This window comes from Catenibacterium sp. GCM10023432 (assembly GCF_042651925.1).
Classification (GTDB): domain Bacteria; phylum Bacillota_I; class Bacilli_A; order Erysipelotrichales; family Coprobacillaceae; genus Catenibacterium; species Catenibacterium mitsuoka.
Map to the genome: position 1 here is coordinate 1 of NZ_JBHSEB010000045.1, position 23,829 is coordinate 23,829.

Consider the following 23,829-nt stretch of genomic DNA (forward strand, 5'->3'; position numbering starts at 1 on the left):
AAAGGAGCTTGTATAGATCAAGCTTGCAGCTCTGAAAAATAGTGCCTGAAAGCAATGAATGCTGCTTATGGCATGAGCTGCATTCAAGAACATATGAAGTCTTGGTCTTTCCTACACGCTTGATTAGGTAATACTTATGACATCCGCAACGGTCACATGAAAAGCCTTCAGGCCATTTCATGGATTTGAAGAATTCAATACAGTTATTGATGTTATTAGAATAGTTCTGAGTGAACTCATATAGAGAAGCTTTCTTAGGCTTTAATACTTTGTTTGACATGTGATTATACCTCCATCTGGTTTCTAATCTAATTATAGAACAGATGGAAAATCCATGTGTCAGGTTCAGCTTCATGAACGCCGTTTAATAGGTGCTTATGAAATTTAATTTTTACTAACCTGTGGTTTGTGGGTATTCAAAAAAATATTTATTTATTAAAAAGAAAATCTTAAAAGTTCATGGGTGACCATGAACTTTTTTATGTTAGAATACATACAGGGAGTGATAATGATGAAAATACTTGCTGCATTTGATTCTTTTAAAGAAAGCATGACTGCATATGCTGCAGGAGAAGCAGTACAGAGAGCTTATAATAATGTACATATTTGTCCTTTAGCTGATGGTGGTGAAGGGACAATGGAAGTCATGAATCATTATCTAAATGGTGATATTCATGAAATAGAGGTAGCAGGACCACTATTTAAGACAGTTCATGCAAAAATCGCTATTATGGATGATCTTGCTATTATAGAAAGTGCACAGGCATGTGGACTTGATTACCTGACTGAAGAAGAAAAGAACGGAACAGAAGCAACATCTTATGGTGTAGGAGAAATGATGAAATATGCTTATGATCATGGTGTCAAACGTTTCCTTTTGACTTTAGGTGGATCAGCTTGTAATGATGGAGGAATAGGTCTATTAAGTGGTATGGGTTATGGTTTCTTTGATCAGTTTGATCAGCGTATTCCAATGAATGCGAGAGGACTCGAAACACTTGATCATATTAAGAAAACACGTCTCGATTTATCAAATATAGAAGTAGAAGGGGCATGTGATGTTACCAATCCATTATGTGGGAAAGCAGGAGCCACTTATGTCTTTGGCCCTCAAAAAAAGGTGAAAGATCTAGAAAAGACAGATCAGGCAATGAAGCATTATGTGAAAATAATGAGTGAATTAGTTGATAAGGATGATTCATGTATACCTGGTGCAGGAGCAGCAGGAGGCATGGGCTATGCGATTGTTACAGGACTAAATGGTAAACTAGTGACTGGATTTGATGCAGTCAGTCGTACAGTTCGCCTAGAGGAAGCAATCCAGAAAGCGGATATTATTTTTACAGGTGAAGGAAAAATGGATCATCAGACTTTATATGGAAAGACACCAATAGGTGTCTTGCGCTTAGCACAGAAATACAATAAGCCTGTTGTCGCATTTTGTGGAAAGTGTGAAGATAAAGAGACATTACTTGAAGCCGGATTTGAGGATGTACGCTGTATTAATCATACAGATGAACCTCTTTCTGTATTACTGGAAAAAGGTCCACAGTATTTAGAAGAAGAAGTGAGACGTTATTTGGAGGAAAAGAATGTATAAGGTTACAACAGATGAATTACTATTGGATTCTCTTGTAAAGCATACTCGTAAGAAGAGAAATGATTGTAAGAATTTATTGAAATATAAATCGGTACAGGTGAATGGTGAAGTACAGACTTATCATGCCTTTGAATTACATCCAGGAGATGAAGTAGAAGTTGGTAAGAAGACGAATCTTCCTTTTGAACTTCTTTATGAAGATGATGACATGATAGTCATTAATAAGCCTTCAGGGCTTGTGAGTGAAGAGACACAGAATAATAAATATCAGACAGCTTTTTATATGGTGATGGAATATTGTCGTAAGAAGAGACAGCAGTGTTATCTTGTACATCGCTTAGACCAGGATACTTCTGGTGTACTTATGTTTGTGAAGAATAAGAAGCTTTATCAGGAATTAACTCATAACTGGAATAAGTATGTTAAAACAAGAGGCTATGTTGCAATATTAGAAGGACAATGTCGTAAGTCAGGTACAATAAAGAATCATCTTGTAGAAGATAAACAGTTAAAGATGCGTATTGCGAAAGAGGGACAATTGGCTATTACGCACTACAAGCCATTAGAAGTATCTAAGGATTATACAATGATGGAAGTATTCTTAGATACAGGGCGTAAGAATCAGATTCGTGTTCATATGGCTTCTTTGAATCATCCTATTATTGGTGATAAGAAGTATGGAGCACTTACAAATCCTTTAAAGAGATTAGGTCTACATGCGCATGAATTTGCATTCACACATCCTTTTACACATAAAACAATGACCTTTAAAGCACCGCTTCCTTCTTCTTTTACACAGATTTTTAAACCTTCTAAAAGATAAAGAAGAATAAACAGTGAAACATAGTAAACTGATCAGTCAAATTGTTGTACTAGTGGTATATGTTGTTGCGGTCTTTTGTGGGTTGAAAATAAGAGATAAAATCAGACTACAGAGGAAGTTGTCTTAAGTGTGAGTGTACATCCTTATGGACTTATATATGGAAAAGAAACATATTTAGTGGCCACACAAGTATTCTTTCCTAAGGCTGTTAATATATCTCAGGCAAGTTTTACTGTAGGTGATTTGAGTCAGCTTGGTGTAGTGAATGAGACACTTTCTAAAGATAAGACTTTAACTGAGGATTATTATAATAGTAAGGTGTTACTTGAAGAGAATACACGAGTCATGATCGATTATAAGATTGTACGATGGAACGCCCGATGGATATAGAAAATCTCAAAGTCAAGGCTACTATAAAGTATAGAGGCGTAAAGATTCATGCGGTGAATGGTGTTATTACAGAAATCTAAAATAAATTAAAAAAGTTATTGACAAACACCTGTATGTTGGGTAAGATGAACAAGTAAAAAGTGGAAAGAAGAAGTGCCTACTTCTCGCCCGATTGATACAGTCGATGGGCCAATGTCACTAGATTAAACTCTAACGATAAGTGGGCGCTAGTACGCTCACTTTTTATTTAATATGAAGTAAGCGGAGGTGGCTTTTATTAGACGTTATGATAGAACAAAACCAGTGAAGAAGGAAGATCCAATCAACGAAAATATTCGTTTTAAGGAAGTACTGGTTATTGATCAGAATGGAGAACAGTTAGGCGTTATGAGCAAGAGAGACGCAATGAATCGTGCTTATGATGCAGGACTTGATCTAGTTTGTGTTGCTCCTAAGGCAAAACCAGCGGTATGCCGTATCATGGATTACGGAAAGTATCGTTTCGAGCAGCAGAAGAAACAAAAAGAAATGAAGAAAAATTCAAAAGTTGTTGCGGTCAAGGAGACGCAGTTATCTCCAACAATCGATGTACACGATAAGAACGTGAAGCTTAAACGTACTTTGAAATGGTTACAGGATGGCGATAAAGTCAAGGTAGCAATTCGTTTCAGAGGAAGACAGATGGCTCATGTTGATCTTGGACAGAAGATTATGGATGATTTTATTGCGGAATGTTCTGAATATTGCGTCGTTGAAAAGCCAGCTAAACTAGAAGGAAGAACATTGACAGCAATGCTCGCACCTAAAAAAGCAAAGTAAAATAGGAGGAAACTTATCATGCCAAAAATGAAAACACATAGCGGTCTTAAGAAGCGCTTAAAGAAAACAGCAAGTGGTAAATTAAAGAGAGGCCATGCATACGTATCTCACTTATCACATAATAAGACACATAAACAGAAAAAGCATCTCGCTAAATCAACATTAGTACACCCATCAGATTACAAGAGAATCAAGTCTCGTATCTAATAGGTTAATTTTAAGGAGGATATACACATGGCAAGAGTAAAAGGCGGATTTACAACTAGACGCAGAAGAAAAAAGACATTAAAGCTAGCTAAAGGTTACTTCGGTAGCAAACATGCTTTATATAAAACAGCTCATGAACAGGTAATGCATTCTTTAAAGTATGCTTACAGAGATAGAAGACAGTTAAAGAGAGAAATGAGAAAGCTTTGGATTGCACGTATCAACGCTGCTTGCAGAATGAACGATATGTCATATTCAACTTTCATGCACGGTTTAAAACTTGCAGAAGTTAACATTAACAGAAAGATGCTTTCAGAAATCGCAATTGCTGATCCTGAAGGTTTCAAGGCTTTAACTGATTTAGCTAAAGAACAGTTAGCAAAGTAATCTAAAGTGCCAGAGATGGCACTTTTTTTCATGCTTAAAAATATAAGTGTTTTGGCTGTAATGTAGTGTATAATGAACTTATAAGTAAACAGAAAGTCATAGAAAAGGTGAAAAGTAGTGAAAGAAAAAGCGATGGATAAGTATGAAGATATAAAGCATGATTTTAGAACATCATATATCGATAGTGAACAATCTGTAGGTATGTTCCATCTTAATGATTTAGGGCCTCAATTTAACGGATGTCCTTTATTTGCATTAAAAGTATCTTTGGCACTTGCTACTATTGAGGCAGAATTATATCCTACACTTAATGATGGTGTTAATTATATGTTCTATCATACCTATGAGAATGTTGATGAAATCATAGTGGGTGTACATGTTGAAACACAAGAAGAACTGGATGAAATGAAACGTGACAGGGATTTCGTACTTAATTCAGGTAAACTAGATTATGAAGATGCATTTAGGGATGAGTAGAAGATAATTTTGAAATTCAATTTTTCTTCGATATTCGGAGGTTAAAAGACATGCACAATGATATAGTTATAGAAGTTATTGATAAGATAAAAAGTGGTAAACCTATACTTGTCATGCAGGCGATTCTTACAGGAATTGAAGCGAAAATAACTGATGAAGCTTTTATTGAGGAAATAGAAAACAATAAAGATAATGAAATATGTTTGCTAAATGTACCTATAGGTTATGTTGCAACAGCTGCGCTAGATGTGCTTGGAAATGAAACATATATGGGGAGTAATGAATATATATTGAAAATGATAAGAGATTTTAAAAATGGTACAATTAAAACCGAATGATGAATTTTTTTGTTAAAAAAATATATATGTAATAGAGATGTTGAGAGCAAGAGGGTGAAAAAATGAGCGAATATTCTGATTTTAAACATGACTTTAGGACGGATTATGAAACCGGAGATCAATCAAGAGGTATGTTCCATCTTGACGATTTGGGGCCTTCTTTTAAAGATGATCCTATGTTTGCTTTGCGAGTATCTTTAGCTTTAGCAACTATCGAAGCAGAATTATATCCTACACTCAATGATGGTGTGAACTATATGTTCTATCACACTTATGAGAACGTAGATAGGATTATCGTAGGTGTACATGTTGAAACACAAGAAGAACTGGATGAAATGAAGCGAGACAGGGATTTTGTACTTAATTCAGGTAAACTAGATTATGAAGATGCATTTAGGGATGAGTAGGTAATTATGGAAGAACTAGAATATTATAGAGAAGTAAGAAATGATGTCTATCAGGAAATGGATTCACAGAAAGATACGCCTCATCTTATGTTTTATGGGAGTTCATATGTATTTTCAGACGAAATGCTAGGAGAAAATAGAGAACTGGAATATTTCATGTGCTTGTGCTATGTTGCTTGTGGACTCTATGAACTAGAACACTATCATGGTATTGAGCCAATTATTGAAATGTATATGACTTATTATATTTATCAATATGAACATTTTGGTAAATATAAGGATATGCTCTATGACTATGAGCTTTTAGAAAAAGACATCGAAAAGATCAAATCTATGAGAAAACTGAAGTTTGAACGATTAAAGTGCTACGAAGAATCAACCGACTGATGTCGGTTTTTTTCATGTTTAGAAAATTAATAGTGTGCTATGAAATTATCTTATATAATATACACCATGAATCTATTAAAAATATTAATCTGCTGTGGGGGTGGCTTTTCATCAAGCTATGTCACTACACGTATGCAGAAACAAATTAAAGAAAATCATTTAGAGAATCAAGTACAGGTTGATTTCTCACCCTTTAGCTTGATGCACGAAGTCATTGATCAATATGATGTAGTGATGTGCTGTCCACACCTGCTTATGGAAATTAAGTTACATTTCAAGGATACAGGTGTACCTTTATATGTTCTTCCTCCTAGAATGTATGGCTTGATGAAACTTACTGAAATTGTAGATGATGCGAAAGGAGTAATAGACATCTATAAACAAACAAAACAGAATCCAGTTTATTTTCCTGGAGAAGAAAATATCTTAAGAGTGACACGTATTAACTCTTATCGCCATACTCATGGAGGGAAAGATCATGGGAACATTTAAATTTGCCTGTAAGATGTTGAAACGTGAAAAGAGACAAGCTATATCTTATGGTATTACTGTTCTTTTTACTGTCTTTGTATCATTTGTCTTCTTTAATATTATTAATAATGATACGTTAATGGATCAAACAGCAGCTGCAAGTGGTGGATCTTTTTCACAGATCAGTGTTCCATTATCAAGTATCATCGCATTTGTTGTTATAATATTTTGTGGATTAATGATGGTTTATGCCAACTCATTCTTTTGTGCACATAAGACAAAAGAATTCGCTATTCTTGCGATGAGTGGCAGCAGTTTTTTTGATTCAACACTTTATTTATTTTATCAGGAAATCATTATCTCTTTAATTGCTTTACCTATTGGTTATTTGATTGGCATGGCAGGGGCAGTAGGAGTGAATTCAATCATGTATCACTCTATGCATATTCATAAATCTATCTTCATGATTCCTATGCGTGCCTATACAGATACACTTATGACTATTGCAATTCTTTTCTTTGTAACTATTCTAGGTGATTCAGGCTTTGTTTACCGTCATGATATCCAGACACTCTTACATGAATCTCATGAAAAGGTAGTGGATAAGAGATTACCTTCTTATCTTCCACCATTCATTTATATATTTTCGATTATTTTATTAGTTACGACTCCTTATAGTCCAACTGGATTTGTATTCCCTTGTTTTGTAGGAGGAATAGGGGCGGCTTATGTTTTATCTCAGACAATTCCTGAAATACTTAGAAAAATCAAGAGTCAACGTTTAGGACATACTTTAGACCTTGTTTCTTTAAGTCATTTATCTACTTCTTTGACCAATTCAGGTGTTCTTATTCTTGTTTATGTTGTCACAAATGTTTGTATGAGTGCTATGATCATTGCCCAGAAAAATTCACCAAGAGAATATATGACCGCCATTATTGCTTACATTGTGATGACAATCTTATTATCTATCACAATTATGTATAAATATGCGGCAGAAACTATGAAAAGAGTGAAAGCCTTTAGTAATCTTTATAAGATAGGCTGTACAAGAAAGAAGATTGCTTCTTATATCAAAAAAGAAGTGATTCTTTTCTATTCATTACTTGTTTTAATACCTATTGTTTATCTTACAATTGTCATGATTCAGGTTTATATGCATACACCGGATACTTTAGGGCTCATTATTATGTTGTTTGGTGTGGATATCATTCCACAGATGATTCTTGCAGTGATGACTTATTATATTTATATGAAGAATGTTTATACAGAAATAGGGGAAGTACTATGAGTGAAATACTAGTTGCGAAAAATATAACTAAAATATATGGTATTGGTACAAGCCATACCTTTGAAGCATTACATGGTGTCTCTATGACTATGAATGAAGGAGAATTCATCTGTGTCATGGGACCAAGTGGTGCAGGTAAATCAACTTTTATTAATAATCTATCTACAATTGATATTCCTACAAAAGGGAAGGTTTATATCAATGATGCTGAAGTAAGAAGTATGGGTGAAAATGAAATAGGTAAGTTTCGTTATGAGAACCTTGGATTTATCTTCCAGGAATTCAACTTATTAGATTCTCTCACTGTTCTTGAAAATATTGCAGTTCCTCTTTCTCTTGCAAATTTGCCACAGGAAGAAATAGAAGCAAGAGTTAAAGAAACAGCGTCACGTTTATCTATTGATTCATTACTTCATAAGTATCCTAATGAATGTTCAGGAGGACAAAGACAGCGTGCAGCCATCTGTCGTGCCCTTGTCACTCATCCTAAACTTATTGTAGCGGATGAACCAACAGGTAACTTAGATTCTCACACATCACATGAAATATTGGAAATATTCAAAGAATTAAATGATCAAGATGGTGTTTCTATACTTATGGTGACTCATGATCCGATGATTGCCAGTTATTCACAGAAATTGCTTTACATTAAAGATGGTGTTATTGCAAAGCAAGTCGTGAAGGGGGATTTGACACAGAAGGAGTATTTCCATAAAATAGTAGACGTTAACTCAGCAGAGTCAATGTCTTTATTTGAGGGGGAATAAGTATATGAGTGGAATTGTTTTAGAAGGTGGTACATTTAGACCAATCTTTTCATGTGGTATTATGGATTGTTTGAATGATCATGATATTATGTTTGATTATTGTATAGGTGTAAGTGCAGGAATCACTGATGGTGTTTCTTATGTATCAAAACAGCCTAGAAGAAATCTTGAGATACTAAAAACGTATCGCCATGATCCTCGTTATATTGGTCTTAGAAACTATAAGACGGATCATTCTTTATTTGGTTTAAAGTTTGCCTATGAAACAATTTCTAATGAACTTAATCCTTTTGATTATGATACATTTTATAAGTCTCATACAAAAGTACTTGTAGGTGTCACAAATGCAAATACAGGAAAAGCAGAATATATAGATGGTCATAAAATAGATCGCCATTGTACAGTGTTAAAGGCAACATGTGCTATTCCTATTGTATTTCCTGCAATCAAAATAGGTGAGAATGAATATTTTGATGGCGGTATTGCAGATTCTATTCCTGTAAAGAAAGCAATAGAAGATGGTAATAAGAAGCTTTTGATTATTCTTACTAGACCAAAGGGTTATAAGAAGACACTCAATTTTTCAACTCAATTTGCAGCACAGGTTGTGTCTCGTAAATACCCACTTCTTAAAGATGCCTTGCTTTCACGTCATATCAACTATAATGAAACATTAGACTATATTGACAAGCTAGAAAAAGAAGGCAAGGCACTTGTATTAAGACCAACAGAAGAAGTTATTATTGATTCTATGGAAAAGGATCTAGATAAGATTCAAAGAATTTATGATTATGGTTATGCACTTGCTTTAGAAGATCTAGAAGAAATAAAGGCAATATGTCATGAATAGAGTCTCTTGAAAGAGGCTCTTTTACTATTTATAATAGTTTCAGGAGCTGATGCAAATGAAACCTATTATAGGAATATTACCTTTATTTGATGAGAAAAAAGAGAATTATTGGCTGCTTCCAGGATATATGAAAGGTATTATGAATGCAGGAGGTATTCCTGTGATGTTACCTTTTATTGAAAATATAGAAGATATTAAACAATTATCAGAGAACTTTGATGGTTTTCTTTTTACTGGCGGCCCAGATATAGATCCTGTTTATTATCATGAAGAGAAGAAGGAAAATTGTGGAGATTTAACACCTTATAGAGATACACTAGAAAGTCAGTTATTTAAAGAAGTATATGCTTTAAATAAACCAATATTAGGAATATGTAGAGGGCATCAGTTGCTTAATGTATTATGTGGTGGAACATTATATCAGGACTTACCATCAGAATATAAAAGTACTATAACCCACAGAATGAAACCACCTTATGACAATAAGCAGCATACAGTTACTCTTGTAGAGGATACACCATTAAAGAGTCTACTTAATAAAACTATTCTGCCAGTTAATAGCTGTCATCATCAAGCAATCAAAGAACTAGGAAATGATTTACAACCTATGGCTATAAGTGAAGATGGTTTAGTCGAATCATGTTATGCACCTAATAAGAAGTTTGTATGGGGTGTACAATGGCATCCTGAATTCATGTGTACAGAGAAAGAAAGTCAGAAAATATTTGAAGAGTTTATAAGAAAATGCAGAGAGTAAAATGGAATATTAAATTAAAAGGACATATATACCCATGTATTGTTTCATTTAAAAAGATGAAAACAATCAGGGTGAAGATCAGAGATAATTATTTAGAGGTGAGTGCACCTGCTGGTACAAGCGAGAAGTATATTCGTGATTTAATCTATGAAAATGAAGAGGATTTATATGCACGATTATCTTCTTATGTCCCTTATTTTGATCTAAGAGAGGATGGGTATGTCTATATCTTTGGTAGGAAATATCAAATAGTTGTCAGAGATATTAAGAAGAAACAATGTGCAATTCATGGAGATAGTATTTATGTGTATACTTCTTATATAGAAAATGCGTTAGGGATATATCTTTCTCAGATACTCTATGAATACTTAAAAACGAGAACGGCAGAATATCTTCCTTTATTTAATCGACCTATGCCACGTATTCAAATCAAACAATATAAAGGAAGATGGGGCAGCTGTTATGATCAATTGAACCTTGTGACATTTAATTTCTCTTTAGTTTATTTAGATAAAGAGTTGATTGATTATGTAATTGTGCATGAGTTATGTCATTTTATTGAACCAAATCATTCTCCTCGATTCTATGCAGAAGTCAAAAAGAGAATGCCTGATTATAAGAAACGTATGAAAATATTGGAGGAAAAGCATGTATGATTCAATCAGTGAATAATAAAACAATTAAAGACCTTGTAAAATTAAAAAACAAGAAAACAAGAGATGAAAAAGGACTTTTTCTAGTAGATGGATTCCACATGGTAGAAGAAGCAAAAAAAGCAGGACTATGTGATTTAGTTATTAGTACAGATGAATCATTAGAAGGACAGGATAAAGTGCTTGTTGTGTCTGATTCTGTTATGGAAAAATTGTCCTATACAAAAACACCACAGCCTATTATGGCTGTATGTCATAAGAAGGATAATATTTTAAAACACTATGATCGTGTCTTGATTTTAGATGGTGTACAGGATCCAGGAAACTTAGGAACTATCCTTCGTTCAGCACTTGCTTTTGGCTTTAAACAGATTGTCATGAGTCCTGATTGTGTAGACTTATACAATGATAAGGCCTTGCGTTCTACTCAGGGGGCTGTTTTTCATTTAGATATTGTCCGTGATGAATTGAGTCATGTTATTCCAGAACTACAGAAGTTAGGGGTACGTGTCATTGCGACAAGCTTACATAATGCGTCTTCTATTGATGATATTAAATCAACAGATAAGATGGCATTTGTTATGGGAAATGAAGGGAATGGTGTGAGAGATGAAACAATTGCGATGTCTGATGCCTCTCTTTATATTCCTATTGATACAATGGAATCACTTAATGTTGGTGTAGCGGCAGGTATTGTGATGTATACCTTTAAGGGGGGTTCACTATGATTAGACAGCATATCTATTTTTCAGGAAGAGTACAAGCTGTTGGATTCCGTTTTAGAGCACAGATGAATGCGACTCAGTTAGGACTTACTGGCTGGGTTAGAAATCTCTTTGATGGACGTGTAGAAGCAGAAGTACAGGGAGAAATAGAACAGATTAATCGTTTTATCAATAAGATGAAAAATGAACAATGGATAGACATCACTGATATGGAAGTGGAAGATATCCCTGTAGAAAAAGGAGAGAGAAAGTTTGATGTCACATACTAGACAATCTCTTTTAAAATCTTTTCAGCATGCCTTTGAAGGCATTATCCATACAATTAAGAAAGAACGTAATATCAAAATACATCTTTCTTTTATGTGTGCAGTGATCTTATGTGGTTTCTATTTTCATATTACGAAGATTGAATGGATGATCTGTCTTATTCTATTTGCACTTGTTTTGTCATTAGAACTTGTCAATACTGCGATTGAAGCAGTGGTAGACTTAGCGTCACCAGATGTTCATCCTCTTGCAAAGCTCTCTAAAGACGCTGCAGCAGGTGCTGTGCTTATTAGTGCGATCATTTCAGCTATTATTGGCTTGATGATTTTTATTCCTTATATTATTTAAAAAAGCGGGCTATTTAAATAGTCCGCTTTTATCCATCATGTCTAATGCATGTTCTATTGTATCATCACTTTGTACTAGAGCCATACGTACATAGCCTTCACCTTGAGTACCAAATGCATTACCTGGTACCACAAGAACACCTGTTTTATCAAATAGTTCCTTTACAAAAGTTTCAGAATCTTTAAACTTGTCAGGAATCTTCGCCCATACAAACATAGTACCCTTAGGCATATCGATATCCCAACCAATAGACTTACAGCCATTGACTAATAAATCTCTTCTATGTTGATAAGCATTTCTTGTTTTTTCTACACATGATTGATCCTGTGTTAATGCTTTAATCGCACCTTTTTGAACTGGTAAGAACATACCATAATCTAGATTAGATTTTAATGATTTTAGTTTTCCAATGATTTCTTTATTACCAAGTGCAAAACCAATACGTGCACCTGCTAAACCATATGTCTTGCTTAATGAGTTGAATTCAATACCCACATCCTTAGCGCCTTCAAATTCTAAGAAGCTGCGTCCTGGTCCTTCAAACAATAATTCACTATAGGCATTATCATGAAGAACCATGATGTTGTATTTCTTTGCGAAGACAATGAGTTTCTTATAGAATTCATCATTCGCAACACCACATGTTGGGTTATTTGGATAAGACACAATCATATACTTTGCATCCTGTGCAGTCTTTTCATCAATCATATCAAAATCTATTAAATAATCATTTTCCTTTAATAAAGGCATAGTAACAACTTTAGCCCCAGCGAGTAGTGGCCCATCTCTAAAGATTGGATAACATGGATCTTGTACAAGTACGATATCACCTTCATCTACTAAAGTTAAAGCAAGATGTGCTAAGCCATCCTGAGATCCAAGTAATGATGTCATTTCAGTTTCGGGATCAATAGTGACACCGTATCTTTTTTCATACCATTCTTTTACAGTGTTTTGAAGATCAACGGCATCCTTAATCGCATAAAGATAGTTTTCTGGCTTCATTGCCTCCTTTGCGATTGTTTCCATGACTTCCTGAGTTGGAGGGATATTAGGTGCTCCAATACTCAAATCAATGACTTCTAGTCCTTGCTTTTTTCTTTCACTACGCATATTTGCAAGTGTAGTGAAGATGCTTTCTCCGAAGAGATCCATTCTTTTTGAAAATTTCATTTTATATACGTCCTCTCTTTAAGTATCATAATACAAATATTAAACAAATGAAAGAGGGTTTCGGCTTGTTCGATAGATAAGATTTCATCTTGTCTTTTTCCTAATTATTAGGTATAATACATGAGAACACGAAGAAAAGGACTAGTATGTAATATACTTATATTGAGAGAGGAAGAGGCTGGTGGAAATCTTCTTATAAGATATTATTGAATTCACCTTGGAGTGCGGCTAATCCCCGCCGTAACACTGACGTTATAAGTGATAAAGTGCATATAGTGTATACTATATGAATTTAGGATGGTACCGCGATTTAAGTCGTTCCTATTGGAACGGCTTTTTATTTTTTTAAGGAGGAAAGTTATGGATGAATTATTAAAAATCCAGGAAGAGGCACTTGCAAAAATTGCAGCTTGCGCTGATGCGAAAGAATTAAATGACTTACGTGTGTTCTATCTTGGTAAAAAAGGACCTATTCAGGCTGCTATGAAATCAATGAAGACTATGGCTCCTGAAGAAAGAAAAACATTTGGACAGGTTTCAAATAAGACTAAACAGGAAATTGGACAGGCTATTGAAGAAAAGAAAGCTTATTTAGAAGAAAAAGCTTTAAATGAACGTTTACTTGCAGAAGATATTGATATCTCTTTACCAGGTAATCGTTTACCAGTAGGATCTGTACATCCTTTAACACGTGTTAAGGAAGACTTAGAAGAATTATTCCTAGGTATGGGATATAAGGTTGCTGAAGGACCTGAAGTAGAATCAGATCATTTCAACTTTGAATTAATGAACTTACCTAAAGGACACCCTGCAAGAGATATGCAGGATACATTCTATATTGATGAAAATACATTAATGAGAACACATACTTCTCCTGTACAGGCACATGTTATGTTAGAAGCTAAGGGTAAAGGTCCTATTAAGGTTATCTGCCCTGGTAAGACATACCGTCGTGATGATGATGATGCCACTCATTCACATCAGTTCATGCAGTGTGAAGGACTAGTCATCGATAAGAATATCACTATGGGTGATTTAAAGGGTACATTAGATGTTTTCGCTAAGAAAATGTTTGGTGAAAAACGTGAAATTCGTTTAAGACCTTCTTATTTCCCATTCACAGAACCAAGTGTAGAAGTAGATATCTCTTGTGGCAACTGTGGTGGTAAGGGCTGTGCTATGTGTAAAGGTACTGGATGGATTGAAGTATTAGGTGCTGGTATGGTCAACCCTCATGTATTAGAAATGTGTGGATTTGATCCTAAGGAATACCAGGGATTTGCATTTGGTATCGGACTAGAAAGAGTTGCTATGTTGAAATATGATATTGATAATATCCGTGATTTCTACAATAATGACTTAAGATTCTTAGAACAGTTCGAAAGAAAGGAGTAGTATATGTTAGCTAGTTTACATTTATTAAATAGATATGTGAAAGTAGATGATCAAGATCCTGCAGAACTTGCAGAAAAGATCACTCGTATTGGATTAGAAGTAGAAGGACAGGGACCTCTTGCAAAAGGAACTAAGCTTGTTGTTGGTTATGTAAAGGAATGTATTGAACATCCTAATTCTGACCATCTTCATATTTGTCAGGTAGAAACTGCCCCTGGTGAAGTAAGACAGATTGTATGTGGTGCACCTAATGTGGCTGCTGGTGAAAAGGTTATTGTGGCATTACCAGGATGTGAACTTGAAGGTGGTAAGATTTCTTCAGGTGCTATTAGAGGCGAAAAGTCTGATGGTATGATCTGTTCTATTGCAGAGCTTGGATTAGATAACCGTTTATTAAAAGAAGAAGATAAAGCCGGTATTCATGTATTACCAGAAGATGCGCCAGTAGGTACAGAAGCACTTTCTTGCCTTGGTTTAGATGATTATATTCTTGATATTGGTTTAACACCAAATAGAGCTGATTGTATGGCTATGCAGTCTTTAGCTTATGAAGCAGCTGCTGTATTAGGTAGAAAAGTTACTTTACCAGAAATCAAGAAATATCCTGAAGAAAAGAGTGAAATTGAAGTTTATGTAGAAACTCCTTTATGCTCATTCTTTGGTGCTAAATTAGTAAAGGGTGTAACAACTAAAGAATCACCTAAATGGATGCAGAATGCGCTTCTTGCATCAGGTATCAAGCCTATTAATAATATTGTAGATATCTCAAACTTCGTCATGGTTGAAACAGGTCAGCCTATTCATATGTATGACTATGATAAGCTTGCAAAGAAGGCTTTCGTCATCAAGACTGGATTCAATCAGAAGGCTGTTCTTCTTGATGAAAATGAATATGAAATCTTACCTGAAGATGTTATTGTATCAACTGATGATGGCATTGGCTGTGTTGCTGGTGTTATGGGTGGTAATGATACTAAGATTGATAAGAATACTAAAAATATCGTTATTGAAGCAGCAACTTTTGATGGTGCTGCATTAAGAAATACAGCAAGACGTATGAACTTATTAACAGATGCATCACAGCATTATATCAAGGGTGCTATTGATACAATGAGTTCATTAAAGGTATTAGATCGCTGCACTGATTTATTAGTACAGTATGCTGATGCTGAAACTATTTATGAAACAGTACATACACCTCTTGATGAAACAAGAAAAACTGTCACTATTGAATTATCAAGAGTAAATGGCTTGCTAGGTACTTCATTAACAGTTAAAGAAGTATCTGATATTTTCGATAGCTTATGCTTTGAATATACATTAGAAGATGAATTATTTACTGTAACTGTTCCTACATATCGTAATGATATTACTATGGATGCAGATTTAGTGGAAGAAGTCGCACGTATCTATGGATATGATAATCTTCCAACTACTTTACCAGTCATGAATATGACAGATGGTGTCTTAACACCAAAACAGTCTAAAGAACAGTTGATTAGACATACACTTGTAGACCTTGGTTTACATGAAACATTAACTTATACATTGACAAGTGAAGCAGCTGTCAATGAATTCAACTTATTCCATTCTTTAGACAATACAGTTAAGTTAATGAGTCCTTTGAGTGAAGAAAGAAGTGCTGCAAGAAAATCACTTATTGGTTCTCTTTTACAGACAATTCATTACAACAATGCACATTCAAACAAAGATGTAAACATCTTTGAAATTGCGAATACATATTCTGACAAGGAAGTATCTAACTTAGCAATTGCAGTAAGTGGAGACTATGTCAATGTTCCTTGGATGGGTAAGAAGGAAGCGGTTGATTTCTATCTTGTGAAAGGCTTTGTAGAAACATTATTCAAGAAATTATGTATTGAAGAATCACGTTATACTTTTGAAAAGGTAGAAGCAGATAATAAGGACTTCCACCCAGGTAGAAGTGGTTATATCAAGATGGGTAAGGAAATTGTAGGTGTCATCGGACAGGTACATCCTGCAAAGGCAAAAGCTTATGAAGTCAACGATACATATGTGGCAGAATTGAACTTAACAGCTATTCTTGCATTACGTACTCGTGCATTAAAATTCAAGGCTATTCCTCTATATCCTGCAGTATCTCGTGATATCGCTTTAGTTGTTGATTCAAAAGTACCTGCTGCAGATGTAGTTAAGACAATCAAACGTGCAAGCAAACAGCTTGTAAAGAGTGCAGAAGTATTCGATGTTTATGAAGGTGAACATATGGAAGAAGGTAAGAAGTCATTGGCTATCTCACTATTATTCCAGGATCCATCTCGTACATTGGATGACGCAACAATCAACTCAGCTATGGAAAAAATTCTTGAAGCCTGCAAGAAGGACCATAACGCCGTGTTAAGAGGTTAAGATCAGTGCTTGCACTGATCTTTTTTTACTTATGAAACTGATTTTTTCGGATTTAGATGGGACACTCCTTCATAGTGATAATACGCTTTCTGATATGACATTACAGGCTATAAAGAAGGTGTATGAATATGATGATTTGTTTATTCCTATCTCTTCGAGACTTCCTGAAAGTATTCAATCATTTGTCCCTTATAAAGCACCTCTGGTCGCTCATAATGGCGCACTGATTATTTTAGGGGATGAAATCATCTCTTATACAATACCAACGGATATTGTCTATGATATATGTTCTTATTGTAATGATTTAGATTGGAATATTTATGATGGCAATAACTGGTATTCTACAAATCAATATTTTAAAGATCATGCGATAGAAGAGTCTTATATTGGTAAAATATCGATTAAGATTGGATTAGAAGACATTAAAAAAATACAGACCATTCATAAAATAGTCTGTATTGGATTTATTGATCATGTCACTTCTTATTTAAAGGAAACATATCCTTCTTTACATATAACACGTAGTGCTTCTTATTATCTAGAAATCACCAATAAAGAAGCCACTAAAGCCAATGCGATACAAACGGTGGCCCATCATTATCAAATACCATTAGAGAATACAATCGCCTTTGGAGATTATTATAATGATGAAGATATGTTAGATATTGCAGGGGTAAGTTATGTAGTAGACAATGCTCCTGATGACTTAAAAGAAAAAGCAGATCATGTTACTTTAAGTAATAATGATGATGGTGTTGCCTTTATTTTAAATCAATTTTACGATAAGGAATCGCTTTAATTGTTTCTTTAAAAAAGCCTGGATTCACTAAATCAAGAAGCTGAGCCCCTCTTTTTTCAATATCTAAAGCAGGATGCTTATGTTTTGTGATGTTAGTGATGATTTTATATTCTGTATTCTTTTTAGCTGTTTTAATATAACGCTGTCCACTCGCAGATAAGCCAAGAATATGAATATAATCAATATCCATGGCTTTTTTCATTTCTTCTTTTGTGTTATGAAGAAGAATATGAATAAGCATTCTTTGTATTCTGCTTCTTGTATAACGTTTACTTGTTAAAGCATTGATGAGTTCTTCTAAATTGTAGGTTTCTTGATTCACTTTATACAAGCGGTCATCCAAACCTTCTTCAATCATATGAAGCCCTTCAAGAGGAGTAAAGGTAATTAAATACTTTAAATAAGGGTAGAACTCTTCTAGAGTAAAGAAATGAGAGTCTTTATATGTATTGTAGCCAGGTAATTGATGGGCTACATCTTTTCCCAGCTTTAGTGCAATGCGTAAAGATGTGGCGCTAGAAATGCTTTGAATATCTTTTGCATGATAATCATTGGTACGCTTAATGCAGTGCATGGAAATAGGATACTGATTATGAACTACCTCTTTAACATAACTTAGTCCTAATAAATCATTAGGTGTTCTCACTTCCTTATTTAAAATAAACTGCAATGCTTGATTACACGCATCAGGATAACGTAATCCATCCTTCATGCCTTCTTTTACTTTCATATTGTAAGTATCCGGGTCTTGTTCAATACCTTCAGCTATTTCTATGAATGTCTCAATATTGCCATCCTCGCTGCCAAATACAAGATCAGTCACTCCCATTTCGTGGAGTAATGTCACTGCACCTTTCGCAAAATAATCGGCACTCTGACAGGCATAAACAAGTGGAAGTTCTATAACGATATCTATGCCTTCTTCTATTGCGATTGCGGCTCTTTTTTGATAGCTGATTATGGCAGGCTCTCCTCTTTGTACAAAAGAACTGCTCATGACGCATATAGTTAAATCAGGCTTAATTCGTCTTTTAGCTTCTTGAAGATGTAAACGATGGCCTAAATGATAGGGGTTATATTCTGTAATAATACCTAGTATTCTCATGGAATCACCTCAAAAAGTATTTTATCATAATGGACTGATAATACAAATAATGATATACTTTTTGTATTAGGAGGATTATAAATATGGCTTTAGAATTTAGATATGATACACAATTATTAATTGATGGTCATGACTTAGATGAAGATGAAATCAATGATTACATTACTGAACATTTTAAAGGAGACTGCCTTCTTGCAGTAGGTGATGAAGACTTAATTAAGATTCATTTCCATACAAATGAACCATGGCAGTTATTAGAATATTGTTCTACATTAGGTGAAATCTATGACATCGTTGTAGAAGATATGGATCGTCAGTCTAGAGGTCTTAAAGGATAACTTTCATCTTTGATGAAAGTTTTTTTATAACTATGTTTGGATTAGGTACGATTATTAACTGCAGTGCTATTATTATAGCTGGCATTGCAGGTATGGTATTTGGAAATCATTTAAAGGAGTCCATGCAGGATACTTTGATGAAGGCAGATGGTGTCGCTGTTATTTTCATAGGTATTGCAGGAGCATCAAGTAAAATGCTTGTAATAAAGGGTGGCACTATCGATACAACAGGTACTATGATGATGATTATTTCATTATCTCTTGGTGCGATTGTAGGAGAAATGTTAGATTTAGATGGCAAGATGATTCACTTTGGTGAATGGCTTAAAATAAAAACTGGAAATGCGAAAGATAAGAAGTTTGTAGATGGCTTTGTGACAGCATCTTTAACAGTCTGTATTGGTGCGATGGCAGTTGTAGGATCTATTGAAGATGGAATCCATGCCGATCACTCTATTCTTTTCGCAAAAGCAATACTCGATTTTGTGATTATTCTTGTCATGAGTGCAACTCTAGGTAAGGGATGCTTATTCTCTTTTGTACCAGTAGGCTTATTTCAGGGAACAATCACTCTTTTAGCAAGTCTGATCAGTCCTTTTATTACTGCATCAGCTATGAGTGCTCTCTCATATATAGGTTCAATACTTATATTTTGTGTAGGAGTTAATCTTGTGTTTAATACAAAAATACGCGTTGCAAACCTTTTACCGGCTTTGATTGTGGCGTGTATATGCACTGTTTTTCCATTGTAAGAAACTTTTGCTTGCAATTATTCTTGTTTTTTGTAGAATATTTATGAGGAGTGAAGACGATGGAAAACAAGATTCGATTAAGCCCGAAAAGAATCCTTAATAAAGAATTTTCTATTGAATCAAAAGGCTATAGCGCAAATGAGGTAGATAGTTATCTTGATATTGTGAAAGAAGATTATCTGAATTTCCAATCTATGCTGAATGATTCTTATGATGAAATTGAAAGTCTTCAAAAAGAGAATAGTGCTTTAAGAAGAAAACTCAATGAATTATTAAGAGAAAGACAGGAACAGAGAGATAATGCACGCGTCATGGAAGAGAACTTGAATAACAATGTCGATGTCCTCAGACGTATTTCTCAATTAGAAAGAGAAGTCTATCATAAAAATAAAGACTAATATGTGTCTGCGAGAACTGATCGCTGGAAACAGAGGAAAGTCCGTGCTGCCACTATCTGAGATGATAGTAGTGATCGTGCTGAGGCTAATAACCTCAGGCAGAAATGACAACGGTGAACGCCTAAGTCGTAAGATATGGAACTAGCCATAAAGTGCCACAGAAACGAATACTGTTAGAAATGACAGGGTGAAAAGGGGTAAACTTCGCGAGGCAGAAACCCAAATTTTGGTAGGGGAGTCTAGCAAAAGGAATTGAACGGATGCTAGGTAGAGTAATCTAAGATAAATGATGAGTTGAAAAACAGAACACGGCTTATAAGAGCAGACTCATAGATGGTTTCCATTTGGGGGACCGTCTTTTTTGTCTGTCTATAATAGTTGTAAAATGCCACTATTTGTGGTTAAATAGACTTGACATAAATGCAAGGAGGCTTTGAAATGAATATTAGTGAAATAATAAAGAAAACGAGAGAGGAGAAAGGATTAACTGTAGAGGAATTATCTTCTCAGACAATGCTTTCAGTTGCGATTATTAAAGATTTAGAAAATGGTGACTTTGATCATTATCAAGGTGAAGAAGCTTATGTGAAAATGTATTTAAGAAAGATTTGTCGCGCTCTTGATATAAATGAAAAAGAAGTACAGAATGAGTATTTAAATCTTACTCAGAAAATTGAGTTAGAAGAACTACAGGAAGCAGAACAGCAGAATGAGGAAGTAAAGAAGAGACAGTCTGCCGATGAGGAAAAAGCTAAAGCTTTCCGTTTTGAAAAGCCACCGTTTACAAATTCAAATAAAGGTGTTATGGGTAATAAAAGTCATTTAAATGTCATAAGAGTGATTATTATAGTATTATTAGTGGCAATGATTTTCTTAGTGGCTTTCTTTGCAATCAGTAAAACAAAGTCAAATGTTGATGCACCATCATTTACATCTGACCAGCAGACAGCAGCAGGTGAAGTAACTAAGAAACCATCAAAGAAGAAAGACAAGACAACTCCAAAGAAGGATGAAACACCAGCTGTTACTTATACTAGAAATAGTGATTTAAATTATAATTTTAAATTAAAGGATTCTAATGCAGAAACATTCAAGTTAAAGGTTGAATATTCTAAGAAATGCTGGGGAAGCCTTTATGTAAACCGTGCTAAATATACTGAATTTGAAGGTAAGGTATATAATGAAGGTGATAGTGTTGAATTGACACTCAATACTGCAGAATTCAATACATTAAGACTTGTAAGTGGTGAACAGTCTGGTGTAAAGGTTTATGTTGATGATGTTGAAGTGCCATTAACAGATGAAGAAAAGGCTGAATCTGGATTGAAATATACTTATTTGACATTGGAGAAGTAAGATGAATTTACCAAATAGATTAACAGTAACACGTTTGTGTCTTGTACCAGTATTTATAATTTTATATTTATGTCCTTATTATACAGATATTAGTGTACCTCAGATTCATTTCCTATTTACTGATATTTCCGTTATTCAGCTACTTGCCTTTGTTATATTCTTAGGTGCTTCTATTACTGACTTTTTAGATGGCTACCTTGCAAGAAAAAATCATCTTGTCACTACATTTGGAAAGTTTGTTGATCCAATTGCAGATAAGATGCTTGTTAACTCTGCATTAATCTTACTTTCCTGGAATAATAAGATGTCAGTTCTAGCACTTCTTGTTATGATTTTAAGAGATACTTTTGTGGATGGTGTTCGTCTTGTAGCCTCTGGCTCTAATAGAGTACTTGCTGCAAGTATTTATGGAAAATTGAAGACAGTGACTCAGATGGTAGGTATTTGTCTTCTTCTATTAAATAACCCGATCTTTGCATTATGGGATATTCCATTTGCAAACTATGTTATTAATGTTGCCGCATGTGTTTCATTATTATCAGGTGTTGATTATTTTTGGAAGAATAGAGATTTAATCATGGAGAGTATGTAAAATGGAAGAAATAGTAAGACTATTGATAGAAAAGAATGTTTCTATTTCTAGTGTTGAAAGTTTTACAGTAGGAAACTTTGCAGCAGCTCTTGGATCCGTTCCAGGAGTTTCTGCTGTTTATAAGGGAAGTCTTGTCAGTTATCAGAACATTATCAAGCATAAGGTGTTAGGCATCCCTCAGGAAGTCATTGACACTTATGGTGTTGTATCTAATGAAGTGGCAGGGCTTATGTGCATTAATGGACAGAAAATGTTCGATACAGATCTTTGTATTTCTTTTACAGGCAATGCCGGTCCAGATGCCATGGAAGGCAAGAAAGTAGGTCTCATTTATATTGGTATTGCCTATAAGAGTGATGTTCATACTTATGAATATGAATTGTCAGGAAGTCGCAAGCAGATTGTGGAACAGGCTATTGCGATTGGAAAAATGAAGATTTCTGAAATTTTGAAGTAATTTACAAATAATAATCGTATGAATATGTATGGAGGTATATGTTTATGGCGAAAGAAAAGAAGTCATCGGTAAAAGATACTGATGCAGCATTGGATGATGCTATCAGTCAAATTGAAAAGAAATTTGGTAAAGGGTCTGTGATGCGTCTTGGAGATCGTGCAGCGGTGGATGTAGATGTTATCCCTTCAGGCTCTTTAACCCTTGATAAAGCATTAGGTATTGGTGGTTACCCTAAAGGACGTATTATTGAGATTTATGGTCCTGAATCAAGTGGTAAAACAACTCTTACATTGCATGCGATTGCCCAGGCGCAAAAACAGGGTGGTAAAGCAGCATTTATTGATGCTGAGCATGCCATTGACCCTGTCTATGCAAAGAATTTAGGTGTTGATATTGATGAATTGATTCTTTCACAGCCAGATAGTGGTGAGCAGGCATTAGAAATTGCTGAAATGCTGGTGCGTTCTGGTGTGATTGATTTGATCGTTATTGACTCAGTTGCTGCTTTAGTTCCTCAGGTTGAATTAGATGGTGAAATGGGTGATGCGGCAGTTGGCTTACAGGCACGTTTAATGAGTAAGGCCTTAAGAAAACTTTCAGGTGTTATGAATAAAACGAACTGCACAGTAATCTTTATTAACCAGTTACGTGAAAAGATCGGGGTTATGTATGGTAATCCGGAAACAACAACTGGTGGCCGTGCCTTGAAGTTCTATTCTTCTGTACGTGTAGAAATTAGAAGAAGTGAACAGATCAAACAGAATGGTGAGATTGTTGGTAATAAAGCCAATATCAAGGTTGTCAAGAATAAAGTAGCACCTCCATTTAAGACAACTCAGGTTGATATCATCTATGGTAAAGGCATTTCACGTGATGGTGAAATTCTTGATTTAGCAGTTGAAGGCGATATTGTGGAAAAATCAGGTGCCTGGTACGCTTATAATGGTGAAAAAATTGGACAGGGAAGAGAAAATGCGAAGAATTTTCTTCTTGAACATCCTGCCATCTTTGCAGAAGTAGAAGAAAAAGTTAAAGCACAGCTTTTTGGAAATGAAGAAGCTGATGCGTAAATAGTCTCATTTTCAGGCGGATGATTCCGCCTTTTATTG

At 34.8% G+C, this 23,829-nt stretch carries 32 protein-coding genes, 1 other RNA gene and 1 other annotated feature; of the genes, 30 read left to right on the plus strand and 3 right to left on the minus strand.

Annotated features, from left to right (window positions below; translation table 11 throughout):
• Positions 1–280, minus strand: a 280-nt coding sequence (locus tag ACFOZZ_RS06720) for a transposase (protein WP_376814945.1), incomplete at its 3' end; no start/stop codon positions are given.
• A gap of 228 nt (positions 281–508) precedes the next feature.
• Between ACFOZZ_RS06720 and ACFOZZ_RS06725 the strand changes: the two genes are divergently transcribed.
• The 19 genes from ACFOZZ_RS06725 to ACFOZZ_RS06815 all read left to right on the plus strand — a co-directional run bounded on the left by ACFOZZ_RS06725 (position 509) and on the right by ACFOZZ_RS06815 (position 11,964).
• Complete coding sequence (locus ACFOZZ_RS06725) at positions 509–1,600, plus strand: glycerate kinase (RefSeq protein ID WP_279148412.1); 1,092 nt, start codon at positions 509–511, stop codon at positions 1,598–1,600.
• Entirely contained in the window at positions 1,593–2,423 is an 831-nt protein-coding gene (locus ACFOZZ_RS06730) for an RluA family pseudouridine synthase (RefSeq protein ID WP_278860823.1), read from the plus strand. Before ACFOZZ_RS06725 ends, ACFOZZ_RS06730 begins: the two co-directional genes overlap by 8 nt.
• A 129-nt stretch (positions 2,424–2,552) precedes the next feature.
• Entirely contained in the window at positions 2,553–2,813 is a 261-nt protein-coding gene (locus ACFOZZ_RS06735) for a hypothetical protein (protein ID WP_055289240.1), read from the plus strand.
• Between the two features lie 267 nt (positions 2,814–3,080).
• Positions 3,081–3,632: a translation initiation factor IF-3 gene (gene infC, locus ACFOZZ_RS06740; RefSeq protein ID WP_055234513.1), complete on the plus strand. Its 552-nt coding sequence runs from the start codon at positions 3,081–3,083 to the stop codon at positions 3,630–3,632.
• Positions 3,633–3,650: 18 nt separating this feature from the next.
• A complete protein-coding gene (rpmI, locus tag ACFOZZ_RS06745; protein ID WP_006505447.1) occupies positions 3,651–3,839 on the plus strand; it encodes a 50S ribosomal protein L35 in 189 nt (62 codons plus the stop codon).
• Positions 3,840–3,866: 27 nt separating this feature from the next.
• The gene (gene rplT / locus ACFOZZ_RS06750) at positions 3,867–4,226 is read left to right on the plus strand and encodes a 50S ribosomal protein L20 (protein ID WP_055234514.1); all 360 of its coding nucleotides are present in this window, start codon (positions 3,867–3,869) and stop codon (positions 4,224–4,226) included.
• A gap of 117 nt (positions 4,227–4,343) precedes the next feature.
• Entirely contained in the window at positions 4,344–4,703 is a 360-nt protein-coding gene (locus ACFOZZ_RS06755; protein ID WP_278778750.1) for a hypothetical protein, read from the plus strand.
• A gap of 50 nt (positions 4,704–4,753) precedes the next feature.
• Positions 4,754–5,041 carry a hypothetical protein gene (locus tag ACFOZZ_RS06760; protein WP_278860826.1) on the plus strand — a complete coding sequence of 96 codons (288 nt, stop codon included), beginning with the start codon at positions 4,754–4,756 and terminating at the stop codon, positions 5,039–5,041.
• A 62-nt stretch (positions 5,042–5,103) separates the two neighbouring features.
• Complete coding sequence (locus ACFOZZ_RS06765) at positions 5,104–5,448, plus strand: hypothetical protein (RefSeq protein WP_055234520.1); 345 nt, start codon at positions 5,104–5,106, stop codon at positions 5,446–5,448.
• 6 nt (positions 5,449–5,454) lie between these two features.
• The gene (locus tag ACFOZZ_RS06770; RefSeq protein WP_278778755.1) at positions 5,455–5,835 is read left to right on the plus strand and encodes a hypothetical protein; all 381 of its coding nucleotides are present in this window, start codon (positions 5,455–5,457) and stop codon (positions 5,833–5,835) included.
• Positions 5,836–5,901: 66 nt separating this feature from the next.
• Positions 5,902–6,327, plus strand: a complete 426-nt coding sequence (locus ACFOZZ_RS06775) for a PTS sugar transporter subunit IIB (RefSeq protein ID WP_278778757.1) — start codon at positions 5,902–5,904, stop codon at positions 6,325–6,327.
• On the plus strand, positions 6,314–7,597 hold the full coding sequence (locus ACFOZZ_RS06780; RefSeq protein WP_376814946.1) for a hypothetical protein: 1,284 nt from the start codon (positions 6,314–6,316) through the stop codon (positions 7,595–7,597). Before ACFOZZ_RS06775 ends, ACFOZZ_RS06780 begins: the two co-directional genes overlap by 14 nt.
• Complete coding sequence (locus tag ACFOZZ_RS06785) at positions 7,594–8,364, plus strand: ABC transporter ATP-binding protein (protein ID WP_329967201.1); 771 nt, start codon at positions 7,594–7,596, stop codon at positions 8,362–8,364. Before ACFOZZ_RS06780 ends, ACFOZZ_RS06785 begins: the two co-directional genes overlap by 4 nt.
• Positions 8,365–8,368: 4 nt before the next feature.
• A complete protein-coding gene (locus tag ACFOZZ_RS06790) occupies positions 8,369–9,214 on the plus strand; it encodes a patatin-like phospholipase family protein (RefSeq protein ID WP_376814947.1) in 846 nt (281 codons plus the stop codon).
• A 55-nt stretch (positions 9,215–9,269) separates the two neighbouring features.
• A complete protein-coding gene (locus ACFOZZ_RS06795) occupies positions 9,270–9,971 on the plus strand; it encodes a gamma-glutamyl-gamma-aminobutyrate hydrolase family protein (protein ID WP_376814948.1) in 702 nt (233 codons plus the stop codon).
• Positions 9,959–10,627 (plus strand): M48 family metallopeptidase, encoded by a 669-nt coding sequence (locus ACFOZZ_RS06800; RefSeq protein WP_278778763.1) that lies wholly within the window; start codon positions 9,959–9,961, stop codon positions 10,625–10,627. The genes ACFOZZ_RS06795 and ACFOZZ_RS06800 overlap by 13 nt, the downstream gene beginning before the upstream one ends.
• Positions 10,624–11,352 carry a TrmH family RNA methyltransferase gene (locus ACFOZZ_RS06805; protein WP_279068170.1) on the plus strand — a complete coding sequence of 243 codons (729 nt, stop codon included), beginning with the start codon at positions 10,624–10,626 and terminating at the stop codon, positions 11,350–11,352. Before ACFOZZ_RS06800 ends, ACFOZZ_RS06805 begins: the two co-directional genes overlap by 4 nt.
• The gene (locus ACFOZZ_RS06810; RefSeq protein WP_279068167.1) at positions 11,349–11,618 is read left to right on the plus strand and encodes an acylphosphatase; all 270 of its coding nucleotides are present in this window, start codon (positions 11,349–11,351) and stop codon (positions 11,616–11,618) included. The genes ACFOZZ_RS06805 and ACFOZZ_RS06810 overlap by 4 nt, the downstream gene beginning before the upstream one ends.
• Entirely contained in the window at positions 11,605–11,964 is a 360-nt protein-coding gene (locus tag ACFOZZ_RS06815) for a diacylglycerol kinase family protein (protein WP_055289231.1), read from the plus strand. The genes ACFOZZ_RS06810 and ACFOZZ_RS06815 overlap by 14 nt, the downstream gene beginning before the upstream one ends.
• Before the next feature lie 9 nt (positions 11,965–11,973).
• Here ACFOZZ_RS06815 and ACFOZZ_RS06820 read toward each other — a convergent pair whose 3' ends face one another.
• Positions 11,974–13,137: an aminotransferase class I/II-fold pyridoxal phosphate-dependent enzyme gene (locus tag ACFOZZ_RS06820; RefSeq protein WP_278778768.1), complete on the minus strand. Its 1,164-nt coding sequence runs from the start codon at positions 13,135–13,137 to the stop codon at positions 11,974–11,976.
• Between the two features lie 122 nt (positions 13,138–13,259).
• Positions 13,260–13,463 (plus strand) — a binding site (T-box leader).
• 34 nt (positions 13,464–13,497) lie between these two features.
• Between ACFOZZ_RS06820 and pheS the strand changes: the two genes are divergently transcribed.
• The 3 genes from pheS to ACFOZZ_RS06835 are packed head-to-tail and all read left to right on the plus strand — an operon-like array spanning position 13,498 to position 17,722.
• Positions 13,498–14,532 (plus strand): phenylalanine--tRNA ligase subunit alpha, encoded by a 1,035-nt coding sequence (gene pheS / locus ACFOZZ_RS06825; protein ID WP_055233745.1) that lies wholly within the window; start codon positions 13,498–13,500, stop codon positions 14,530–14,532.
• Between the two features lie 3 nt (positions 14,533–14,535).
• Positions 14,536–16,923, plus strand: a complete 2,388-nt coding sequence (gene pheT, locus ACFOZZ_RS06830; RefSeq protein ID WP_376814949.1) for a phenylalanine--tRNA ligase subunit beta — start codon at positions 14,536–14,538, stop codon at positions 16,921–16,923.
• 31 nt (positions 16,924–16,954) lie between these two features.
• On the plus strand, positions 16,955–17,722 hold the full coding sequence (locus ACFOZZ_RS06835; protein ID WP_055233746.1) for a Cof-type HAD-IIB family hydrolase: 768 nt from the start codon (positions 16,955–16,957) through the stop codon (positions 17,720–17,722).
• On the opposite strand, the gene ACFOZZ_RS06840 is transcribed toward ACFOZZ_RS06835, so the two are convergent.
• Positions 17,685–18,827 (minus strand): nucleotidyltransferase, encoded by a 1,143-nt coding sequence (locus tag ACFOZZ_RS06840; RefSeq protein WP_320803275.1) that lies wholly within the window; start codon positions 18,825–18,827, stop codon positions 17,685–17,687. The two genes, ACFOZZ_RS06835 and ACFOZZ_RS06840, sit on opposite strands and share 38 nt — an antisense overlap.
• An 83-nt stretch (positions 18,828–18,910) precedes the next feature.
• On the opposite strand from ACFOZZ_RS06840, the gene ACFOZZ_RS06845 reads away from it, so the two are divergent.
• The 8 genes from ACFOZZ_RS06845 (at position 18,911) to recA (ending at position 23,790) form a co-directional block, all read left to right on the plus strand.
• Positions 18,911–19,165 (plus strand): hypothetical protein, encoded by a 255-nt coding sequence (locus tag ACFOZZ_RS06845; protein ID WP_006505469.1) that lies wholly within the window; start codon positions 18,911–18,913, stop codon positions 19,163–19,165.
• 32 nt (positions 19,166–19,197) lie between these two features.
• A complete protein-coding gene (locus ACFOZZ_RS06850; RefSeq protein ID WP_147556439.1) occupies positions 19,198–19,917 on the plus strand; it encodes a DUF554 domain-containing protein in 720 nt (239 codons plus the stop codon).
• Between the two features lie 59 nt (positions 19,918–19,976).
• A complete protein-coding gene (locus tag ACFOZZ_RS06855; RefSeq protein WP_055233749.1) occupies positions 19,977–20,315 on the plus strand; it encodes a DivIVA domain-containing protein in 339 nt (112 codons plus the stop codon).
• A gap of 8 nt (positions 20,316–20,323) precedes the next feature.
• Positions 20,324–20,636: RNase P RNA component class B (gene rnpB, locus ACFOZZ_RS06860), an RNA gene on the plus strand.
• Between the two features lie 117 nt (positions 20,637–20,753).
• Complete coding sequence (locus ACFOZZ_RS06865; RefSeq protein ID WP_055233750.1) at positions 20,754–21,671, plus strand: helix-turn-helix domain-containing protein; 918 nt, start codon at positions 20,754–20,756, stop codon at positions 21,669–21,671.
• A gap of 1 nt (position 21,672) precedes the next feature.
• Positions 21,673–22,263, plus strand: a complete 591-nt coding sequence (pgsA, locus tag ACFOZZ_RS06870; RefSeq protein WP_055233751.1) for a CDP-diacylglycerol--glycerol-3-phosphate 3-phosphatidyltransferase — start codon at positions 21,673–21,675, stop codon at positions 22,261–22,263.
• Position 22,264: 1 nt separating this feature from the next.
• Complete coding sequence (locus tag ACFOZZ_RS06875) at positions 22,265–22,720, plus strand: CinA family protein (RefSeq protein ID WP_006505474.1); 456 nt, start codon at positions 22,265–22,267, stop codon at positions 22,718–22,720.
• Between the two features lie 44 nt (positions 22,721–22,764).
• Entirely contained in the window at positions 22,765–23,790 is a 1,026-nt protein-coding gene (gene recA / locus ACFOZZ_RS06880; RefSeq protein ID WP_278860392.1) for a recombinase RecA, read from the plus strand.
• The last annotated feature ends 39 nt before the right edge of the window (positions 23,791–23,829 follow it).

Excerpts from the sequence above, each read along its gene's own strand:
- ACFOZZ_RS06725 (WP_279148412.1), top strand. The coding sequence starts at position 509 with ATGATGAAAATACTTGCTGCATTTGATTCTTTTAAAGAAAGCATGACT.
- ACFOZZ_RS06730 (WP_278860823.1), top strand. The coding sequence starts at position 1,593 with ATGTATAAGGTTACAACAGATGAATTACTATTGGATTCTCTTGTAAAG.
- rpmI (WP_006505447.1), top strand. The coding sequence starts at position 3,651 with ATGCCAAAAATGAAAACACATAGCGGTCTTAAGAAGCGCTTAAAGAAA.
- rplT (WP_055234514.1), top strand. The coding sequence starts at position 3,867 with ATGGCAAGAGTAAAAGGCGGATTTACAACTAGACGCAGAAGAAAAAAG.
- ACFOZZ_RS06760 (WP_278860826.1), top strand. The coding sequence starts at position 4,754 with ATGCACAATGATATAGTTATAGAAGTTATTGATAAGATAAAAAGTGGT.
- ACFOZZ_RS06765 (WP_055234520.1), top strand. The coding sequence starts at position 5,104 with ATGAGCGAATATTCTGATTTTAAACATGACTTTAGGACGGATTATGAA.
- ACFOZZ_RS06770 (WP_278778755.1), top strand. The coding sequence starts at position 5,455 with ATGGAAGAACTAGAATATTATAGAGAAGTAAGAAATGATGTCTATCAG.
- ACFOZZ_RS06775 (WP_278778757.1), top strand. The coding sequence starts at position 5,902 with ATGAATCTATTAAAAATATTAATCTGCTGTGGGGGTGGCTTTTCATCA.
- ACFOZZ_RS06780 (WP_376814946.1), top strand. The coding sequence starts at position 6,314 with ATGGGAACATTTAAATTTGCCTGTAAGATGTTGAAACGTGAAAAGAGA.
- ACFOZZ_RS06785 (WP_329967201.1), top strand. The coding sequence starts at position 7,594 with ATGAGTGAAATACTAGTTGCGAAAAATATAACTAAAATATATGGTATT.
- ACFOZZ_RS06790 (WP_376814947.1), top strand. The coding sequence starts at position 8,369 with ATGAGTGGAATTGTTTTAGAAGGTGGTACATTTAGACCAATCTTTTCA.
- ACFOZZ_RS06795 (WP_376814948.1), top strand. The coding sequence starts at position 9,270 with ATGAAACCTATTATAGGAATATTACCTTTATTTGATGAGAAAAAAGAG.
- ACFOZZ_RS06800 (WP_278778763.1), top strand. The coding sequence starts at position 9,959 with ATGCAGAGAGTAAAATGGAATATTAAATTAAAAGGACATATATACCCA.
- ACFOZZ_RS06805 (WP_279068170.1), top strand. The coding sequence starts at position 10,624 with ATGATTCAATCAGTGAATAATAAAACAATTAAAGACCTTGTAAAATTA.
- ACFOZZ_RS06810 (WP_279068167.1), top strand. The coding sequence starts at position 11,349 with ATGATTAGACAGCATATCTATTTTTCAGGAAGAGTACAAGCTGTTGGA.
- ACFOZZ_RS06815 (WP_055289231.1), top strand. The coding sequence starts at position 11,605 with ATGTCACATACTAGACAATCTCTTTTAAAATCTTTTCAGCATGCCTTT.
- ACFOZZ_RS06820 (WP_278778768.1), bottom strand. The coding sequence starts at position 13,137 with ATGAAATTTTCAAAAAGAATGGATCTCTTCGGAGAAAGCATCTTCACT.
- pheS (WP_055233745.1), top strand. The coding sequence starts at position 13,498 with ATGGATGAATTATTAAAAATCCAGGAAGAGGCACTTGCAAAAATTGCA.
- pheT (WP_376814949.1), top strand. The coding sequence starts at position 14,536 with ATGTTAGCTAGTTTACATTTATTAAATAGATATGTGAAAGTAGATGAT.
- ACFOZZ_RS06835 (WP_055233746.1), top strand. The coding sequence starts at position 16,955 with ATGAAACTGATTTTTTCGGATTTAGATGGGACACTCCTTCATAGTGAT.
- ACFOZZ_RS06840 (WP_320803275.1), bottom strand. The coding sequence starts at position 18,827 with ATGAGAATACTAGGTATTATTACAGAATATAACCCCTATCATTTAGGC.
- ACFOZZ_RS06845 (WP_006505469.1), top strand. The coding sequence starts at position 18,911 with ATGGCTTTAGAATTTAGATATGATACACAATTATTAATTGATGGTCAT.
- ACFOZZ_RS06850 (WP_147556439.1), top strand. The coding sequence starts at position 19,198 with ATGTTTGGATTAGGTACGATTATTAACTGCAGTGCTATTATTATAGCT.
- ACFOZZ_RS06855 (WP_055233749.1), top strand. The coding sequence starts at position 19,977 with ATGGAAAACAAGATTCGATTAAGCCCGAAAAGAATCCTTAATAAAGAA.
- ACFOZZ_RS06865 (WP_055233750.1), top strand. The coding sequence starts at position 20,754 with ATGAATATTAGTGAAATAATAAAGAAAACGAGAGAGGAGAAAGGATTA.
- pgsA (WP_055233751.1), top strand. The coding sequence starts at position 21,673 with ATGAATTTACCAAATAGATTAACAGTAACACGTTTGTGTCTTGTACCA.
- ACFOZZ_RS06875 (WP_006505474.1), top strand. The coding sequence starts at position 22,265 with ATGGAAGAAATAGTAAGACTATTGATAGAAAAGAATGTTTCTATTTCT.
- recA (WP_278860392.1), top strand. The coding sequence starts at position 22,765 with ATGGCGAAAGAAAAGAAGTCATCGGTAAAAGATACTGATGCAGCATTG.